The following is a 19,145-nucleotide window of genomic DNA, read 5'->3' as shown; positions in this document are numbered from 1 at the left end:
CAGATCGCAAAGACCGGCCGTCGCCGGCAAGGCGCAACGACGAGCACCGGCGGCAGGCAGCGCAAGGCATGACTCACGTCATCTTCTCGATGCGCCCAGCGAGCTTCTTGAAATCCGCTTGACCGCTTACCGGATCGAAGGCCCTGTGGCTAACACCGTTGACAAGCCAGCGGTTCTTCCTGGGATCGGCTGAATCGGCGACCGATAGATTCCAAGGACTGAACATGTAGCCTCGCGGGACGGTGTTGCGCGCCGGCCGCACCTTGGAATCGAGGCCGATCGAGGCCCGCGCTTCGTAAAAGCCCCGTCTAGTCACCACGCGCACCCACTCCCCGTCCTTCACACCCAGGTCCTTGGCATCGTCGGCGTGCATCTCCACGTACATCTCCGGCACCAGGCGCGTTGTGGTACCCGAGCGAATGGTCTTCGCCGTGTGGAAATGCTCGTAGACCACCCCGAGGCCGACCCAATAAGGGTACTTGTCCTTGGGGATGTCCTTGGCGCGTCTGCCGCGGAATTTCTCGTCGGGCAGCTCCGGAGTCAGGCCGTTATCACGCGCTTGCTCCAGCAGCTCGTAGTGATCGATGAGGTAGAAGCCCTCCTCGGTCCCCGCCCGCGCGAGCTGTGCAGTGATCTTCTCGCGGTCCTTATAGTTCTGCTCGCAAAGGTGCATGTGCAGCTTGCCGTCGGCAGTCCGGAAATGGCCGTAAGGTCGGCCTGCCCAGCCCTCTTGATCCATGTAGCGACGCTTGGTGCCACCCTGTTTGGCAATCTCATACGTGGGTGCGGGCCACTGAATGCCGCGGTGCTGCCGGATCTGGTCGTAGAGTCCGACTCCATCTCGCTTCTCGACCTCCAGCATGCCCGTCAAGTCCGCATCGGAACCCTTGGAGGCGTGAACCAGATCGCGAAATACATCCTCGGGATCGTAGAACCCGTTTTCCTTGCGCTCGTACGGAAAGATCTTCTTGCCGTCCAGGCCGAGCTTGTCGGCGATCGCGATGCCTTTGTCGATCACCATGTCCATGTCCGGACGGGTACCAGGGATGGGGTTCGCGGTGCCGTCAGTGACATAGACACGGCGCTCGGATTGGATGTAGGTCCCTCCAACCCACTCACCCCAGGTGGCCGCGGGCAGAATCACGTCCGCGAACAGGTTGTTTGGTGCGTGGCGGTAGATTTCCTGCACGACGTTGAAGGTCTTGCTCAACGCCGGCCGAACCAGCGTGTTTTGATCCGGCAGATCGATGTGGGTGGCGTAGATCAAGAACATCGCCTTGACCTCGCCCTTGAGCGCACGTTCCATCATGCCCACGGCCATGCCGGTGTTCTGCAGCTTGGCCACGGCATCCAGACGCTCCCGCGGTATCCTCCACGAGTCTGCGATGTGGTGCCGCCAGGGCGTGTTTTCCACGCCTTGATTGAACGGCAAGCGGCTGGTCAAACCCCCGGTCAGGCGCTCGCCCATGGCATTGGGCTGACCGGTCATCGAGAAGGGACCGGAGCCCGGACGCCCAATGTTACCCGACAAAGCCATCAAGTTGATGAGCGACACCACGTTGTTTTGGCCATGCAGGTGCTGGTTGTAGCCGATGCCCCAGAAGCTCAGTACGCCGCCCTTGCCCTCTTTGCGGCCCTTGATCGAGGCTTCGGCCCAGCGCGCCGCAACCTCGCGCAGGTACTTGGGGTCGATCATCGTGATATCTTTGACTCGCTCCGGCGAGTAGCGTGTCTTGCACGCCTTAACGTAGGGCTCCCAGCCTGTCGTGTGCTTCTTGAGCAGATCCCAATCGATCGCCTCTTCGTGCTTTGTCAACAGCACATGGGCAAGCGCATTGTGGATCGAGATATCGCCATTGATCGTCGAAAAATGGTAGGAGTCTTCGGGGCCGCCGATCTCCTCGTAGCCCTGCACGGTACCGGTACGTCGTGGATCGACTACTAGCGTCGGGATCTTGTTCTTCGACTTATGGTCGGCGATGCGCCAGAAGACAATGGGGTGCGCGCCGCGGGCGTTGTGCCCCCAGTGGGTCACCATGTTCGCGAGCTCGATGTCCTCGTAGGCAGTCGGTGGCGTATCGCTGCCAAGCGTCTTGAAGTAGCCTGTTACCGCAGAAGTCATGCACATGCGCGCGTTGGCCTCGATCGTGTTGGAGCCGAGCACGCCCTTCATGAACACGTTTTCGAGGTACTGGCCTTCCACGGGAAGCTGGCCGGATCCGTACAGCCCGACGGAATTGCCGCCGTGCTTCTTCACGATGGCTGCGACTTGATCGATGACGATCTCTTCAGCCTCTTCCCAGCTGGCTTCGCGAAACAGGTGGTCGTCGAAAGCACCCTTGGTCTTGCTCTCGTGCCCCTTCAAGATGTCGGTCATGTCCTTGCGTACGAGGGGCTTGGTCAGGCGATCCACGTAGATCGCTTCGGCCGAAGTCAGTCCCTTGATGCACTGCAGACCGGCATTGGTTGGGTGCTTGGGGTCCGGCTTCATACCGACGATGCGTCCCTTTTCGGTTTGGATCAGGGTCCCGCAGCCCACGCCGCAGTAGGGGCACTGCGCCAGGATGTCGTTGGGCACCTGGCGCGCCGGTGGCGCCAGCTCGTCACCACCTGCCACTTCCGGCCTTGTCGGCGCAAGCACCTGCGTCTTCGAGGGCTCCTTCTTCTTGTCGCAGGCTGCCGCGGCCGTAGCTGCGGCAGCCGCGCCGAGGCCTTGCAGAAACGCACGCCGGCGGAAGCCCGTAGCCGGTGGGTCCTCCGGCAGCGCATTCAGGATTTCCTGATCCCTAGTACCGTAATGCGAGGCGGGCTCGGCGGTCCGCTCGCTGCTGGGTGAACGACGTGCCCCGGTCCTGTTTTTGTCTGACATCGCGGCTCCTACCACGCGTAGTGGCGCAGATAACTGATAATATTCTCGATTTGAGCGTCGGTTAAATTTGCCACGGCAACCTTGCTATTCTCCGCAAATCCACGCATCTTGGTGGCGCTTTTGCCGTGTCGGATGATGTACCTTAGATAGCCATCGGATACCTGGGTCAGGAAGGCCCTGCGACCGATGCCCGTACCGTTGGCCGTCTCCTGATATCCTGCGCCGGTGCGGCCATGACAAGCCGAGCAGATACTCTGGAACAGCCTCTTTCCCGCCTCTGTATCGCCGTGCAGTGGCGCTTGGTCGAGTTTGGCCGGAGGCACATCCTTCCAGGAGCGGATGTAGGCAACGATGGCATTGATTTGCTCCGGTTTCAGACCCGTCTTCCACGGAATCATGGTCGTTCCGCTGCGCCCCTCGCTGATGGTCCTAACAAGCATTTCATCGCTGGCTGCGGCCAGAAAACTGTCGCTGTTGAGACGCGGTCCAATGCCGGTCTTGCCTTCGCCGTTGCCGCCATGGCAGGCCGTGCAGGCGTTGAACAAGGTCTTGCCCTGGGCGGCGAGTGCCTGTGTGACCTCGACCGAGCGCATGACGCCAGACACCGGTCCGAGCGCGGGTTCGGCGGCAGCCGCCAGCTCGGGCGCTGCGGCCGAGGGCTCCGCGCTCGGCGCTGCAGCGGTTGCCGGCTCGGCCGTTGCTGCCGCCGTGGCAGGCGCCTCGGGCGGGCTTTCGTCGCCGCTGCAACCAGCAGCCCCGAGGGTTAGTAGCCACACGGTGAGCCACGCAGCCGTCGGACTAGTGCCTCGCCACAGGCACCCTGATCGTTTGGCCCCAGCCCTGGCGCCCGCTGGCGGCGTTGGGACCTCCTCGAATATGCACTGCACAGCATCGAAATGAACCGCAGTCTTCGTCGGTCCGCCTTGCCAGCGAGCCCCACTGCAGGCCCCAAGCAACCGGGATTCCTGTGGCGAGGCACTAGGTGAGCAGGTCTGTGTTTGGGTCACGTTACCTCACGAGCGGGTTCAGGTAGCCGGATGGTTAGACGTCGCAGCACCTTGCACGGTGCGTTGTGGATCGTTGCGCATCTGAGCCCGACGGTTGCGGGAACCGTAACGCAGAGAGGACGAGGGACCAGTCGTGCCGTGTACGAGCGTGCCCGTTTCATCCTTAGGCGCATGCCGGGTGCTGACGGGATCCGGGTTCCCTGTCGGGTGGATCGTCGCCGGACCACAACGCGAAGGACCGCTGCGTGCATGAAGTAGTCGCGGCGAAAGGGATGGCCAGAGGCGGCCCCCAACTTTTTCGGCTTTTTTTCCGTCGTAGACGCGTGACCCTCCCCAGCCAGGCTGCGAAGCGCGCGAGCGATCCCGACTCGGTGTCAGCCGCCGGTCCAGCAAGGGCCGAGCCCCGCCCCTGACCAAGCACCCGCCCGCCACGACCACGAGACCACCACGGCCACGATGTGTATCACGACCGCCTCCGGGGGGTCGTCCAGCTTGCCATACGCCCTGATCAAATCCTTCTCAAGAAACCCGAGCAATCATCAGACTGGCGGTAGTTGGCACGACCCTGCTAGGCTTGTCGCGCTATGCAGAGCCTGGACCTCAGTCGCGTGGCGGTGGACGGGCTGTACCTGGCGCTGATGATCTCCGCCCCGGTCCTTGTCGCGAGCTTCCTGGTCGGACTCGTTGTCGCGGTGCTCCAGGCTGCCACGCAGATCCAGGACACCACGCTCACGTTCGTTCCCAAGCTCTTGGTCGTGGCCGCCGTGGTCGCCCTTGTGGGTGACTGGATGGGAGGCGAGCTTGCTCGCTTCGCCGTCGAGCTGTGGCACTGGATTCCCCGAGCAGCGGCCTAGTGTCCTGGATCCCCGATTTCGTACATGAGTCTGCGAGCGATTGGCGTCGCTCGGGCCGGTGAATCGACGCCGGCTGCGGTTCAATTCCCATGCAGTGCAGCGCTATTTCAAGGAGACGGTCAAAAGGGCGGTCGCTGGCTCGAGCGGCGTCAAGGGCCGGTGGATTATGTGCGAGATTTGGGATCCAGGACACCAGGGCCCGCGGAAGAATAGCTCGTGTGGTTCGGTGAGGACCGGGCGCCACCGGCGAGGCGCGGCGACGAGGAATACTGGTGGCATCTCGAGCAGCAGCAACACGGCCAGCGGCGTTTGGAGCCCCGCGAGGTGGGCAGGTCATCCTGCCGCGGGCCCTTGAGAGGCGCCGTGGATTGGCTCGATGTAGCTTTGCGGAGGGGCCGCCTGACGGCGCCGAGCGGGGACAAGCGTGATGGAGGCCGAGCTTGATCTGTTGCTGACGGAGTTGGGCGCGAGCAGCTGGACCGAGGTGGCTTCGGCGACTGTGCTCGTGTTGGCCCGCACCGCGCCGCTGACTGTTCTTTGTCCCTGGCTGCTGCCGGCCGTACCCTCGTGGATCCGGGCCAGTGCGGCCCTCGTCTTGTGCGCGGCGTTGCTGCCTTCGGCGCTCGCCTCTGCCAAGGAGATTCCATCGAGCGCCCTGCTGCTGTCCCTGCTTGGGACCCGTGAGGTCTTGGTGGGCATCCTCTTCGCGCTCGCCAGCTCGCTTCCGCTGCTGGCCCTGGGTTGGGCGGGCCGTCTCATCGACCTCTGGCGCGGCGCCCTCTTGTCCGATTGTTCCGCAAGCACGGAGCAGACACTTGCGAGCCCGCTCGAGCAGCTCTATCGAAGCGCGGGCGCCGCCTTGTTCGTGCTGTTGGCGGGCCATCTCATGGCCCTGGGTGCATTCGCCGACTCGTTCGGCGCGCTGCCGCTGGGAGCGACCCAGTCGACCTTGTCGCTTGACAGCGTGGCACTCGATCTGACCAAGCTCGTTGGCGCAGCCTTGGCCTTCGCCACCCGCCTGGCTGCCCCGGTGGCTGTTGCCCTGCTAGGGGTGGACGTTTGTGCGGCCATCTTGAGTCGAGCGGTAGAGGGCTTCGCCGCACACTTTGTCTTGCTGCCGCTGCGAGCAGGGGCTGGGCTTGCGGTGGCCCTCTTGGGCATCACACTGACGTTCGACGCGTTCTCGGAGGTCATCGACGATGGCATCCGTGTCGCCACAAAGCTGCTCGGCGGCTTGACCGGGGACTAGCATGAGGCTGCCATGAGGAAACCACCGAGGGTGCTGCTGGACGCGGACACGTTGGCGAAACGTGTACGCGAGCTCGGGACACACGTGAGTGATGATTACCGCGAGCGTCGGCTCACGGTAGTGCCCGTGCTGACGGGGAGCTTCGTGTTTGCGGCAGACCTGGTGCGTTGGCTGAGCGTTCCGGTGGCGGTCGATTTCCTGGGCTTGCGCAGCTACGGCAACGCCACCGAAACGACGGGCGTGGTGCAGATCACACGCGATTTGACCGAGTCGATTCAGGGTAAGGATGTGCTGGTAGTGGAGGATATTGTGGACACCGGCCTCACGATGGACTACCTGCTACGCAACCTGAAGACCCGAGGACCCCGCAGCGTGCGTGTCGCAGCCCTGTTGCACAAACGAAGCCGAGAGCGCGTAAGCGTGACGATCGACTACCTCGGCTTCGCGATCGAAGACGTGTTCGTCGTTGGCTATGGCATGGACTGCGCCGGCGAGTTCCGCAATCTGCCCTATGTGGGCGTTTTCGCACCAGAGACCGAAAGTGAATGAGCGCGGAAGCAAGCGATTGGCCATGCTCGAGCGGCTCATCGCTTCCGGTTCCGACGACCCCTTCGTATGGTATGGGCGCGCCTTGGAGCTGCGCTCGCAGGGCCGGTTGGACGATGCCGTGACGGCCCTCGCTGACGTGGCGAACAGATACCCGGACTACGTGCCCACCTTCCTTATGGGCGGGCAGGTGGCCCAAAGCCTGGGGCGTCCTGGCGAGGCGCGCAAATGGCTCGAGCAGGGCCTGAGCGTCGCAAGTGCCGCGGACGACACCCACACGGTTGCAGAGCTCGAGGCTGCGTTGGCCGCGCTCGATTCGGACCAGGATTAGGACCGCCACGCCATAACCTGTGCAGATCGCACAGGAACGGGCGTCGCTGGCAAGGCGCGACGCACTGCCGGCGTCGGGGCGTGCGGGGTGGACCGCCGCTTGCCCTTTGCGTGCCCGCAGCCGCCGGCACGAGTTAGGACTTCACCTCCCCAGGCCAAAGGCCGTACACTCATTGCAGAGCGAGTGGCTCGGTTTCGCTCGCAACCTCTCAGCGTGTCCAGGCCCAAGCGCATCTCGAACGACACTACTCAGGTCATCCGGTTGGACCAGGGGACCCGCGCGCGCCTGACGGGTCGCAAGGAGCTCGGGACGCTCACGCTGCTGACGGGGGCGAACCCCGGAGCCGTCTATACCCTCGATAAAGCCCGTACGATCATCGGGCGCAGCCCCGATGCGGAAATTCGGATTACCGATGAAGGGCTGTCGCGGCGTCACGCGTGTGTCATCGACGAGCGTGGTTGCTTCTTCGTGGAGGACACCGGGAGCACCAACGGCACCTACCTGAACGGCGAGCGCATCTCGCAGCGGCGAACGCTGAACGATGGCGACCGAATCCAAGTCGGAGGGGCGACGGTGCTGCGTTTCGATCTACAAGACGCGCTCGAACAAAACGCAGCCAAGCAGGTCTACGAATCGACCCTGCGCGATCCACTGACCGGAGTGCAGAACCGGCGCAGCCTCGACCAGCGGCTGCGGGGGGAATTCGCCTTTGCCGTGCGGCACGGGTCGCCGCTCGCGGTCATGGTCATCGATATCGACCATTTCAAACGCATCAACGACACCGAGGGTCACCAGGCAGGCGATGCGGTCCTCAGGAGCCTCGCGACCATGTTGCAGCAGACGGTCCGCACCGAGGACATGCTCGCGCGCTACGGTGGGGAAGAGTTCCTCGTGGTCGCCCGAGGCATCGATCGCGAAGGCGTCGCAGTGCTGGCCGAGCGGCTTCGGAGGAGCATCGAGAAGCTGTCTATCGCGTGGGCGGGCACACGCCTGTCGGTGACGGTCAGCATCGGGGTGTCATGCATGGCGCCCGACCACGCCGTGCCTGGTCCGGAGACGCTGGTCGCACAAGCCGATGCCGCGCTGTACAGGGCAAAGAACGCCGGTCGCAACCGGGTCGAGCTTGCCTGAGACGCTGCCCCAACGATCAGTTGCTGCGAGCGCCTCCTAGATCGAGCGCCTGATGCACCTTGCGTATCAGTTGGTCCTCGGAAAACGGTTTCATGAGCGTCACCGAGCCCGGCGCCAAGCGGCCTTCGCGTGCCAGGGTGTCGGCTGAATGCGCCGACATGTACATGACCGCGAGCGCGGGTTCGTGCCTGCGCAGCTCGGCCGCTAGATCGTGGCCTGCGAGAGGACCCGGCAGGACCACGTCCGTCAGCAGCAACGAGACTTGCTCGCGGTGAGCCGCGAACAGGGTCAGCGCTTCGGCGCCGCTGGCAGCCGTCAGCACCCGAAACCGATTCTTGGCCAGGTAGTTCTCGACCGCTCTACGCACCAACACCTGGTCCTCGACGAGCAGCACGGTCGTGCCCGCCGCGTACCGGTCCGACGTCGTGCTTGGACGTGACGACTCGGCCGCAGCGCGTTCCATCAAGGGCAGTCGAATCAAAACCTGTGTGCCTGCGCCCGGCTCGCTTCGCAGCGCGATGTGGCCGTCGTTCTGGCGTACGATGGCGTAAACCGTAGAAAGGCCTAGCCCGGTGCCTTCATCCTTTTTGGTAGTGAAGAAGGGATCGAACGCACGCGCGCGCGTGGCGGCGTCCATACCGCAGCCTGTGTCGGCCACTCGAATCTCGAGGTAGGGGCCGCCTGGAAGCGCAGACTGCTGCCCGGCGTTGACTTCGAGTGCTCGTGTCTGGACGGTCAGGACGCCGCCATGACCCATGGCCTGGCGTGCATTGAGAGCGAGGTTCATAATGATCTGCTCGATTTGTCCAGCTTGGCAACGCACATTGCTGTCTGATGCCTCAAGCTCCAAAGCGAGCTCGGCGTCCTCACGCAGTAGGCGGCGAAGCATGGGCTCCATGTCCCGGATCGCTGCGTTCACGTCGGCTGCCACCAAGCGTTGTTCCTGCGGCTTTGCGAAGTTCATCAGCTGTTTGGCGATCGCAGAACCGCTGAGGGCGGCGTCTCGCAGCTCTACCAGATGGGTGCGGCAGGAGCTTTCGGCCTCGAGCTTGCCGAGTGCCATATCAACGCACCCGATCATGCCCATGAGCAGGTTGTTGAAATCGTGCGCGACGCCGCTCGCAAGCGTTCCCACCGCTTCCATCTTCTGCGATTGGCGCAACTCTTCTTCCAGACGCTTGCGCGCAGATAGATCGTGCAGCACGGCTGTGTACCAAAGGCCCTTGCTCTCTTCGCCCCCTGCTTCCGGGCCCGTCTCCATCCGCCCTATGCCCAAGTAGACGGGAAAGGTCTCGCCGTTTTTGCGTAGCCCGACCAGCTCGCGGTCGGTGGGACATTCCTTGCCCGCGAAGATCTGCGGAATCAGCGCATTGATGTTTCCGCCTAAGGCCTCGCTTTCGTCCTGATAGCCAAACATGCGCTGGGCGGCGGGGTTGAAGGACTCGATCTTGCCTTCGGCGTCGAACGTGATGATCCCATCGGTCGCATGCCTCAGAATCGCTCGAATACGATGTTCGACCGCACGGCGTTCTGTAACGTCGCGGGTCACTTTCGCGTAGCCTTGAAGCTCGCCGTCCTTGTTGCGAAGCGCGGTAATGATGACATTGGCCCAAAACTGGGTGCCGTCCTTGCGCACTCGCCAGCCCTCATCCTCGAAACGTCCCTGCTTGGCGGCGGTCGCGAGTTCGGTATCCGCCTTGTGTCGATCCGCCTCGGGGTAGAAGCGGGAGAAGCGCTGCCCGACGATCTCGTCGGCCGGGTAGCCCTTGATGCGCTCGGCGCCTGCGTTCCAAGTCTTGACCCTGCCCGAGAGGTCGAGCGTGTACATCGCGTAGTCGCGTACGCTTTGCACAAGTAGGTTGTACTCGCGCAGCTGCTCCAGCTCGCGCAGCCGCTCCGTCAGATCCCGAGTCAGCTTCGCAAAGCCGAGCAACCGACCCGAGGTATCCCGGACTGGAGTGATCGTGACGCTGGCCCAAAACAGCCTTCCATCTTTGCGCAGCCGCCAGCCCTCCTCCTCGAAGCGTCCCTCCTGCAGCGCAATGCCGAGTTCCTCGTGGGCCACGCTGCGTTGAGGTTCGGGATAGAAATCGGAGAAGTGCCGGCCGATGATCTCGGTGGCCGAGTAGCCCTTGATGCGCTCGGCGCCACGATTCCACGTCACCACGTGGCCCGTGGTATCGAGCATGAAAATGGCGTACTCGCTCGTGTGCTCGACGAGCACGCGATACAAGCTTTCGATCTCGCCAGGGCTTCTGGTGGCTGCTTGCAGTCCTTGCTCCGAGCCGACTGCCATGCCCGTCGGGGCGGCGCGAGTGCCCGAACGGCTGGAGTCTTGCCCCGGCTGCCCCCACGGAGTGCTGGTCGTTTTCATCGTGCCTCGGCCCGCGCAGCTAGCAGGAACTGTTCCAGTCTCGGGCTTGCTAGGCACGAAACTCGATCGCTACGGTGAGCCCGGCCGGCGAGTTATCGGTGTCAAGCCTGGCCTTCAGTTGATCGCACAGCGACTGGACCAGGAGCAAGCCGAAGCCTTCCGGCAACGAGCCGGCTGACTGCGGCAGCCCGGGTCCCTGGTCACGCACGAAAAAATGAAACATCTCACCAAGCCTCTCGAAGACAAGGGTCACGCTGCCCTTGTGCGTCGCTGGCAGCGCGTGCTGGACGCAGTTGGACAGCAGCTCCGACGCTATCATGCCGCAGGTGGCCGCGCGGTCCACGTCCAGCGTGCAGTGCGCCCGCAGCGTGCACTCGACGTCGCTGGCTGCCAGCGCATGCTCGACCAGCGACCGCAAGTAGGCAGCCATGTCGACGTCATCGCTGCCGCCCGAGGTCTGCAGTTGGGCATACAGGAGCGCCAGCGCATGCACGCGCTGACGCGCCCGCTTCAACGCCTGCGCCACACCGGGTTGCGCGGGTCGACTCGCTTGCAGGTCAAGCAAGCTCAACACCGTCTGGAAGTGATTGGCAGCGCGGTGGTAGACCTCTCGGATCCGTGCCGCTCCAGCGTCGGTCTGCGCTCGCTCGTCGGTCATTCGCTCGGCCACTCGCTCGGTCACCGGCAGCGAGCTTGCCACGCGACGGTTGGACTGCCCAGCCGGGCGCGCTACCGGCGGCCTACCCAAGCGAGTCGAGCAAGCCCGATGCCAGCTCGGGGGGTCCCGCACGAGCCGCGCTGGCGATCGCGTGCGCACGTCGGAAGGGCGAAAAAGTTCGTGCCTACTGCGCAGTCCTACGCGTTGTCGCCGAGAGGTTTCGGCTGCAGGATATTCGCTGCCGCCTGCTCGGCGTCGACCGGCGGGCAATCGGAGTGCAGAGATGGGAGCACTCCACGCCCTGGCATGCTAGTTGCTTACTTGCTTGATGACCGGCGGCGAGCTGCTTTCGGACGGTAGTGGCGAGGAACCGGGTCGGGTCGCCGCGGTGGTGACAACGGTAACTTCGGCCAGCTTTGAAGGAGTGCCATGTTCGACCCCATCGACAATCCGGTCCGTCGATCCCGACAACGTGATGAAGGAATGGCCTCTGGCGTACGGCCGCTGCCCCACGGAATCGAGGTCCAAGCTGCCCGCGGGTCCGCGCAAGGATCGGCCGTGGAACGCTCGGTGCCGGCCTGCCAGGGGCCTGCGGTCGATCCGCTGGTACAGGCGCTGAGCGCCCTTGTGCGCGCCACGAGTCCCCGCGAAGCAACGCGCGCCTACATGCAGGCCTGGGCTCTTCCAGGCGTCGCGCCAGGCGACCAGGTCGGCGTGCTGCTCGCGGAGGTCCATGAGTTAGCACGTGAGGTGCATAGCCTGCGGGCGCTCGCCCAGCAGGACGAGCTCACCAGCGTAGCCAATCGCCGGGCGCTAAACGCGGCCCTGGAGAGGGAACTGGCGCGGGCCACGCGTACCGGAGCGCCCATCAGTGTCATCATGCTGGATCTCGACGGCCTTAAACGCATCAACGACCGAAGCGGTCACGCCACCGGGGACCAAGCGATCCAGCGCCTGGCGGGCTGCTGCGTGGCCGCGGCCCGCCGCAGCGACCTGGTTGCGCGGCTCGGTGGAGACGAGTTTGCAGTCCTGCTACCGGACGCCGACGAAGCAGCCGCGGCCGCCGTGCAGCAGCGCGTGCGCCGACTGATCAAGCAGGTCAGGATCGCAGGACATCCGCTCGCTGCGAGTTGCGGCGCGGCTACTGCCTGGCCTCGCGAGCTGCGCCCAGAACAGCTGCTGGCACGCGCCGACGCTCAACTCTACCGAGACAAACGACGCGGCGACCGTCTCCCGAGCGCACCAGCGACCGCGGCGACTGACCAGACATGACCTCGCTGCACTGTCGGCTCTCGTAGCCGAGAACGCTGTGAAGCTGCCACGGTAGCGTGCACATCCATTGCCTTTGGCGTCGGGTCGAAAAAGCATCGCCACTTCGATTTCGATCCATCCCGTCCAGCGGTGTTGCGCCGCCTTCGAATACAGGGAGGCCGAGTTCCGATCCGATCCGATCCGATGCGAAGGCCGAAGTCCGATTGCGATTGCCGATTGCGGAGGCGGACATCGGGTTTCGGGTTCCGGATTCGGGTCCCTACATCCGTGTCGGGTCGGAGGACGGGATTGCGGTCGTGCGATGGTGGCGAGCCGCAGGGGGCACGTCAGTTGTAGGTGACGCTGAACAGCAGCCCCATGCCCCAGCCGAGCCAGTCGTTGCTGCTGCCGAGCGCCGTGGTCTGAGGCACGGACAGCAGCGACGCGCGCAGGGCGACGCCTAGGCCCCATTCGTCGCCGACCCACCACTCCTTGCCCACGTCGAACTCGGCGCCTGGCCCGCTGCCGAGGTCGCCACTGATTTCAAGCCTGCCGTCAGCCTGCGCGGTCGACATGCCGAGCGCGCCCGTGAGGTACAGATTGATGGGCATGAAATAGTACGTCACGCCAATTCCCAGGATCGACATGCTAAACGTCGAACCGGAAATCTCCCCCAGATCCCTATCGCCTTCGGTCAAGCTCGGATCGCTCATGCCGAACCTCGATAGCCTGCCGTGAACCACGACGTGGTTGCTCACGGCACCGCCGAGATCGATGCTGAAGTAAGCCGCAGTCCCGCCCAGTTTCGCCCGGTCCGCACCAGCGCCGGTCCGTGCCCCGCTCGGCCCAAAACCGAGCGTGAACCGTAGCATGAAGCCATCGTGCGCGTGCCGTCCTCGGCGAGGCTCGAGGTCCGTTACCTGCGTGTCCTCGAAGAAGCCACCGTCCCCATAGAACCCGCTGCCGGGTGCCCCCCCCAGGGGCGCGTTAGGAATGCATTCGCCGCTCGGGCTGCAACCGTAGCCTCCTGGACAGGGGGGATTGCACCGCGGCACGCACTGGCCTTGGTCGCAGCGGTAACCTGTTCGACAGGCAGGAACACAGGCGGCATAAGCCGGCGGTGCCGGCACCGAAACAGGCCAGCGCGCTCCCTCGGTCGCTGGCGGCATGGCTACGGCTGGCGGCGGCATTGCTGGGGCTGGGCCTGCGGGTGCAGACGAGGACGGTTTCTCAGGCGACCCCGATCGCACTGGCTGAATCGGAGGCGCAGCCTGAATCGGAGGCGCAGCCTGAACAGGTGGCGGGGGCTGCGTGGGCGCTGCAGGTGTGGGCGGTGTCAATGCTTGCGCGCCCCCCGCCGCTTGGGCGAGTGCGCGCGGGCTGGGAGCACACAACAGCGCAGCCACCGCGGACGCGAGTACCAGTACAACGGCCCGCAAGTGCGATCCGTGCTTCTCAGAACGCCGACTCAAAGCACCGAGTTCCCTGTCCATCTGGGGGCGACAACTTCACTCTGTAGCGTTCCAAAGCGCCGACCGGTTTGAATACGTCGTGGAATCCAAGCATTTCGTTTCAGACCCGAGCGCCCCCGCAGCCCCGGAACGAGGCGTAGCAACGCTACGCCGCAGTGAGGAGCGAGGAGGTAAGCCGGGGATGGAGCGAAAGGCGCAGGATTGCATGGGATTCGAACCGGTCGGCGCTCTAGGCACAGGACACTAGACCGCCCGGGCTTCGGGATAGATCTGGTAGCTGCCCACGAGCAACGCCTTGTCGAGGATATGACCTTGGATGGCTACGAGCACCTCGGGCCCCCTCAGATTGCCTTCGGCGGGGCAGCGCGGCACGTCCAGTGCGTAGAGGCGGAAGTCGTAGTGGTGCACCCGTTCGTCGTTCCAAGGTGGGCAGGGCCCATCGTAGCCAAAGTAGTCGCCCGTCATGGAAGGATCCCGTTCGAACCACTCCCTATAGCTGTTGACGCCCTGGCGCGTGCCTCGGGGGCCCTCGGGACCGGGCTTGCCCTTGGCGGTTACGGCGCTCGAGAATTCGCCCTCCTGCAGGGGCCCGCCCTCTGGGGCGAGATCCACGAGAATCCAGTGATAGAAGTCGACGCGCGCTAGCTTCGCAGGGACCGTCATACCCTCCTTGTTGACCGCGTCGGGCTTGCTGGGCACATCCACGTCCACGCACAGCAGCGCCAGGGAACGCGTGCCTACCGGAAGATCCGACCAGGCGATGTGCGGGTTGACGTTGTCGCTCAACTGCACGTGGGAGGTGGGGTGGGGTTTGCCGAAGGCGTACCTGGCCGGAATCGGCTGTCCGTTCTCAAAGCTGTCGCTCCAGATTTCCATCGTGTTCTCCGCTTCCCTGTTCGCGGGGCCCCAGTCGGGTCACACTAGACGATCAGCGCTAGATGAGCCCGTAGTGTCTAGTGGCCTGGAGGACGAGTGTACGGCCGCGCTGGCAACGAGGGGCGACGACACCATAGCAGCGCTGTTTCGAGGAGCCAGCGCATCGGCCGACGCCTTGTCTCAGCTCGCGGCCTCTGGTGTCTGTGCGACTTCTTGCTTGGCTTCGGCGTTCTGCTCGGCCTGTCTTGACCTCACGTAGTCGACGAGCACCTGCGCATACTGCTCAAAGGGTGGGCAGGCGATGCCCGTGCCTTGCAGAATCTCCTCGGCGTTGCGGGATTCGTAAACCACGTCGGTGGCGAGCTGCTCGAGGAAGGCGCGCGGCACGTGGGAAACCCGGTTCAGGCCCGGTGTGCGCAACAGGCGCGTGGCGATCCCGGTCGGGAGGTTCCCCACTGGGCCGTCGTGTCCGGTGACCCGCGCCACGATTTCGAATACGCGTCTTGCCGTCAGGGGTCGCGGATCGACCAAGTGATACGTACGACCCACCGATCTCGGGTCCGACACGATGCGAACACCCGCCTCCACCACGTAATCGACGGGTACCAGGGGCAGGGTATTCGCGCCGCGTCCTGGTAAGGGCAGGCGCAGGTCGAGCGGCGAATTCAGCATCAAGACCACGAGCAGGTAGGGGCCATCAAAGCGATCGATTTCGCCTGTTTTGGAATCCCCCACCACGATGGAAGGACGCAGTATCGTAGTCGGGATGCGGTCCATCAGATCGCGTGCCATGGTTTCGGCCACAAAACGTGTTTCCTCGGTGACGTTGCGGAACGAGGGCGGACTCGCGATTTCGGACTCGGGGATGTGCCCCTGGTGTGTTCCGGACACGAGTGCGCTCGACCACAGCACCAGCCTTTCGAGTCTGCCGGTCACCTCGGCGAACTCCAGCACCTCGCCTGTGCCGTTGACGTTGATGCGTTCGGCCACCTGTCGGTGCACTCCGGGGTGCGTTGCCGCCGCAGCGTGATGGATTCGGTGCACCTGGCGGGCCAGCTCTAGGTAGTGCCGGCCGGACAGCCCGAAGTCCATGGCCGCGATGTCACCCGGCAGAATCTGCACCCGCTCGCGCAGCTCGTCGGCCAGTTGCCCTGCGAGCGCCCGAGCGCGCTCCAAAGAACCCTCGGGGACCAGACAGCAAACCAACTCCTCCGAGTCGGCACCGAGGAGCTCGGCCAACAGCCGGCGAGCCGTGAAGTGCTCGGGAAACCCTGTTAGCAGCGTCTTTTTTGGTGGTTTCACGGGGCTTGGTTTGGGGCGTGATGCCATCCTTCATTGGCCGCGGCGGAAGCGGTCGAGCAGCGCTTTGTGCACTTGCAGCGCCTGAGGCTGCAGCAGTTGCAGGCGCCCCTCATTGTAGATCACGTAGTCGGCGATACTGATCTTGTCATGCGCGGGGGCCTGCGCGGCAATGCGCGCTCGCGCCTCTCGCACCGATAGGCCCCTGGACACGAGGCGTGCCATGCGCACCGATTCCGCGGCCGTTACCACGATCATGGCGTCAAAGTCATGATGACGGTTCTTTTCCACCAGTAGCGCGGCTTCATACAGGACGTAGGGAGGTCCGGCAGCCGCGCACGCAGCGATCTTGCTCCGACTAAGGCGCACGACTCGAGGATGTATGAGGCCTTCCAACGCGGCGCGCGAGGTTTCGTCGTGGAACACGAGCGCGGCCAGGGCGGCCCGGTCGAGCGATCCGTCAAGCTTGATGATGCCCGAGCCGAAACGGTCCTCGATCTCCTGGAGCGCCTGGCTTCCGGGCGCTACCACTTCCCTCGCGAGGGCGTCGGCGTCTATCACGGCCGCACCCCGTTTGGCCAGCAGCTCGGCAACCGTGGTCTTGCCGGCCGCTACCCCTCCAGTCAGACCGACGAGAGGCACCTGCTGGGCGGCTTCCATGGCTTAGGGTCCGCCCAAGAATAGCTCGATCGGCTGCGGTCGTGCAGGGTGATGCGCTCGGGGCTTTCGTCCTCGAAGAAAATCCTCGTTGACAACACCGCGAAGTCGCTCTCGCCAAACGTCTGGCCAAAGCGCTTTCGTCCTCGAAGAAAATCCTCGTTGACAACACGGCGGCCGGCCATTTCCATGGTGCGTATGAGGGCCGTTGTCCAGCGCGTCAGCGCAGCCGAGGTGCTCGTTGCGGGCGAGCAAGTGGGTGCCATCGACACGGGCTTGCTGGTGTACTTGGCGGCCGCACGGGAGGACACAGATGCCGACATCCGCTGGACAGCCAACAAGCTTGCCTCGCTCAGGGTGTTTCCTGACGCTCGAGGGCGTATGTCGTGTTCCGTCGAGCAGGTGCACGGCGCGCTGCTGGTCGTCTCGCAGTTCACGCTCTTTGGCGATGTCCAAAAGGGGCATCGTCCCTCATTCAGTCGGGCTGCCTCGCCAGAGCAGGCCGAGGGGCACTACAAGGCTCTGTGCAACGCGCTGCGAAGTCGAGGGTTGCGAGTCGAGACGGGCCGCTTCCGTGCTGCTATGCAGGTGCGCTCCGAGGGGGATGGACCAGTGACGATACTCGTGGACAGCCGAAGAGCGCTCTGAAGTCATGAGTCCCTACCAGGTACGCGCCGCCCTGGTTTCTGATCTGGCTGCCTTCGGCGAGCTCGCCGGGTTTCTCAACACAGTCAACCTGCCGGACGACCCAACGGCCCTGCAACATATCCTGCAGCGTTCGGAGACCGCCTTCGAGGCTCGACGGATCGATCCTCGGCGAGCCCAATACGTGTTCGCCCTCCAGGATACGCGTGACGGTCGCGTCGTGGGCACCTCCGCGCTCTTTGGTCAGCTTGGCCGCCGCGATGCCCCGTACATCTACTTCGATGTGCGTGAAGACGAACACTACAGCTCGACTCTCGATCGCCACTTCGTGCACAAAGTGCTGAACATCGGTTTCTCCTATGATGGTCCCACGGAGCTAGGAGGGCTCGTTGTTCATCCCAATGTGCGTGGAAGCTCGCATCGGCTGGGCACCATGATCGCCTGCGTGCGCTTTCTTTGGCTGGCGATGCGCCGCGAGCTGTTTCGAGATCGGGTGCTGGCAGAGCTCCTGCCTCCGCTCGAACCCGACGGCACGAGTCATCTGTGGCAAGCCGTGGGGCACCATTTCACGGGCCTAAGCTATCGGGAGGCGGATCGCCTCTCCCGGGATAACAAGGAATTCATCCGCGGGCTCTTCCCCGCGGGGGATATCTACGTGGCCTTGCTCTCACCTAAGGCGCAGGCCGTGCTCGGTGAGGTCGGCCAGGGGGCCAAGGCCGTGGAAAGACTGCTGCATCGAGTGGGCTTTCGCTATGCGCATCGCGTCGATCCTTTTGATGGAGGTCCCCACTTCGTTGCGGCGACCGACGACATTCCCCTCGTACGGGAGGCATATCCAAGGCGGGTGCAGATCGAGCGGCCCGAGCAGGCCGTCGTGACCGACGGCGTACCCGCTCTAGTGGGCGCCAGGTGGGAGGAGCCCCCCTACTTCCTCGCCCTGCCTGGCCGCATTGTCCCCGGCACGCAGAGCGTGCGCCTTGGTGCTCAGCAGGCGCAGCGGCTTGGCATCAAGCGCGGTGCCAGCGTCTGGTCGATGCCTCTCCCTTAACCTTTTGCCTTGACGAATCGTGCCGGCTCGGTACATTCCGCCCCCCGGCTGCGCTGGTAGCGGTCCGCCATTGGATCGATGCCTGCGTAGCAGGAAACGGTGCAAAAAGGTGCAGAGCGACCCCGCTTGACGAGGGTATGCAGGTTAGCTACGCTTCTGGATTCTTTGCCCCGTTTCTGGCATCGGTCTTTGAAAACTGAATCGGAAACGAGCCCACCTTGAATTTGATCGGGTCCTAGGCTTGGACGTGCCCGCGTGGCATGCACCAAGCTGACCGAAGAAACCGAGCAGCGGTGCGCGCGAATCCTCGGATGCAAGGCAGTACATGCTTGCATCGGAGACAGCAAGTGATCGTGCGCACTTAGCCGTTGCCCGGATCAATGCTCGCAGTTTCAACTGGAGAGTTTGATCCTGGCTCAGAGCGAACGTTAGCGGCGCGCTTAACACATGCAAGTCGCACGCGAAAGGGCTTCGGCCCCGGTAGAGTGGCGAACGGGTGCGTAACACGTAGGTAATCCGCCCTCGGGCAGGGGATAACTCCCCGAAAGGGAAGCTAATACCGTATGAGACCACGGCCAGTCCGCTGGCAAGGGTCAAAGCTGGCCTCTTCACGAAAGCTAGCGCCCAAGGAGGAGCCTGCGGCCCATCAGCTTGATGGTAGGGTAACGGCCTACCATGGCGAAGACGGGTAGCTGGTCTAAGCGGATGATCAGCCACACTGGCACTGAAACACGGGCCAGACTCCTACGGGAGGCAGCAGTGGGGAATATTGGACAATGGGCGAAAGCCTGATCCAGCGACGCCGCGTGGGTGATGAAGGCCTTCGGGTTGTAAAGCCCTGTGGGGAGGGAAGAAAACGGCACGCGCTAATACCACGT

At 63.9% G+C, this 19,145-nt stretch carries 16 protein-coding genes and 1 rRNA gene; 9 read left to right on the top strand and 8 right to left on the bottom strand.

The window, feature by feature from the left end:
- Positions 1-73: 73 nt before the first annotated feature.
- Entirely contained in the window at positions 74-2,869 is a 2,796-nt protein-coding gene (locus tag MJD61_13920; protein MCG8556368.1) for a molybdopterin-dependent oxidoreductase, read from the bottom strand.
- 8 nt (positions 2,870-2,877) lie between these two features.
- Positions 2,878-3,462, bottom strand: coding sequence for a cytochrome c (locus MJD61_13915; protein MCG8556367.1), 585 nt, complete (start codon positions 3,460-3,462; stop codon positions 2,878-2,880).
- A 998-nt stretch (positions 3,463-4,460) separates the two neighbouring features.
- Between MJD61_13915 and fliQ the strand changes: the two genes are divergently transcribed.
- From fliQ to MJD61_13890, 5 genes are all read left to right on the top strand, one after another.
- A complete protein-coding gene (fliQ, locus tag MJD61_13910) occupies positions 4,461-4,730 on the top strand; it encodes a flagellar biosynthesis protein FliQ (protein MCG8556366.1) in 270 nt (89 codons plus the stop codon).
- Between the two features lie 427 nt (positions 4,731-5,157).
- Entirely contained in the window at positions 5,158-5,979 is an 822-nt protein-coding gene (locus tag MJD61_13905; protein MCG8556365.1) for a flagellar biosynthetic protein FliR, read from the top strand.
- A 12-nt stretch (positions 5,980-5,991) separates the two neighbouring features.
- Entirely contained in the window at positions 5,992-6,528 is a 537-nt protein-coding gene (gene hpt / locus MJD61_13900) for a hypoxanthine phosphoribosyltransferase (GenBank protein ID MCG8556364.1), read from the top strand.
- Positions 6,521-6,856, top strand: a complete 336-nt coding sequence (locus MJD61_13895) for a tetratricopeptide repeat protein (GenBank protein MCG8556363.1) — start codon at positions 6,521-6,523, stop codon at positions 6,854-6,856. The genes hpt and MJD61_13895 overlap by 8 nt, the downstream gene beginning before the upstream one ends.
- A 213-nt stretch (positions 6,857-7,069) precedes the next feature.
- Positions 7,070-7,987 carry a diguanylate cyclase gene (locus MJD61_13890; protein ID MCG8556362.1) on the top strand — a complete coding sequence of 306 codons (918 nt, stop codon included), beginning with the start codon at positions 7,070-7,072 and terminating at the stop codon, positions 7,985-7,987.
- A 16-nt stretch (positions 7,988-8,003) separates the two neighbouring features.
- Here MJD61_13890 and MJD61_13885 read toward each other — a convergent pair whose 3' ends face one another.
- Both MJD61_13885 and MJD61_13880 read right to left on the bottom strand, forming a co-directional pair.
- The gene (locus tag MJD61_13885) at positions 8,004-10,361 is read right to left on the bottom strand and encodes a PAS domain S-box protein (GenBank protein ID MCG8556361.1); all 2,358 of its coding nucleotides are present in this window, start codon (positions 10,359-10,361) and stop codon (positions 8,004-8,006) included.
- Between the two features lie 49 nt (positions 10,362-10,410).
- A complete protein-coding gene (locus MJD61_13880) occupies positions 10,411-11,061 on the bottom strand; it encodes a sensor histidine kinase (protein ID MCG8556360.1) in 651 nt (216 codons plus the stop codon).
- A 516-nt stretch (positions 11,062-11,577) separates the two neighbouring features.
- Here MJD61_13880 and MJD61_13875 point away from each other — a divergent pair.
- The gene (locus MJD61_13875) at positions 11,578-12,291 is read left to right on the top strand and encodes a GGDEF domain-containing protein (protein MCG8556359.1); all 714 of its coding nucleotides are present in this window, start codon (positions 11,578-11,580) and stop codon (positions 12,289-12,291) included.
- Between the two features lie 326 nt (positions 12,292-12,617).
- Here MJD61_13875 and MJD61_13870 read toward each other — a convergent pair whose 3' ends face one another.
- The 4 genes from MJD61_13870 to coaE form a co-directional block, all read right to left on the bottom strand.
- Positions 12,618-13,325, bottom strand: a complete 708-nt coding sequence (locus MJD61_13870) for a hypothetical protein (GenBank protein ID MCG8556358.1) — start codon at positions 13,323-13,325, stop codon at positions 12,618-12,620.
- A 660-nt stretch (positions 13,326-13,985) separates the two neighbouring features.
- Complete coding sequence (locus MJD61_13865) at positions 13,986-14,618, bottom strand: YbhB/YbcL family Raf kinase inhibitor-like protein (GenBank protein ID MCG8556357.1); 633 nt, start codon at positions 14,616-14,618, stop codon at positions 13,986-13,988.
- A 180-nt stretch (positions 14,619-14,798) separates the two neighbouring features.
- Positions 14,799-15,920, bottom strand: coding sequence for an SDR family oxidoreductase (locus tag MJD61_13860; protein MCG8556356.1), 1,122 nt, complete (start codon positions 15,918-15,920; stop codon positions 14,799-14,801).
- 30 nt (positions 15,921-15,950) lie between these two features.
- Positions 15,951-16,577 (bottom strand): dephospho-CoA kinase, encoded by a 627-nt coding sequence (gene coaE / locus MJD61_13855; GenBank protein ID MCG8556355.1) that lies wholly within the window; start codon positions 16,575-16,577, stop codon positions 15,951-15,953.
- A 195-nt stretch (positions 16,578-16,772) separates the two neighbouring features.
- Here coaE and dtd point away from each other — a divergent pair, with 195 nt between their 5' ends.
- From dtd to MJD61_13840, 3 genes are all read left to right on the top strand, one after another.
- The gene (gene dtd / locus MJD61_13850; GenBank protein MCG8556354.1) at positions 16,773-17,222 is read left to right on the top strand and encodes a D-aminoacyl-tRNA deacylase; all 450 of its coding nucleotides are present in this window, start codon (positions 16,773-16,775) and stop codon (positions 17,220-17,222) included.
- A gap of 4 nt (positions 17,223-17,226) precedes the next feature.
- On the top strand, positions 17,227-18,267 hold the full coding sequence (locus MJD61_13845; protein MCG8556353.1) for an arginine N-succinyltransferase: 1,041 nt from the start codon (positions 17,227-17,229) through the stop codon (positions 18,265-18,267).
- Between the two features lie 393 nt (positions 18,268-18,660).
- Positions 18,661-19,145: ribosomal RNA gene (locus tag MJD61_13840) — 16S ribosomal RNA — on the top strand; the annotation flags it as partial.

It is taken from the genome of Pseudomonadota bacterium (genome assembly GCA_022361155.1).
GTDB lineage: Bacteria > Myxococcota_A > Polyangia > Polyangiales > JAKSBK01 > JAKSBK01.
The sequence above is the reverse complement of the archived record's forward strand: the minus strand, read 5'-3'. Positions and strand labels throughout refer to the sequence as shown.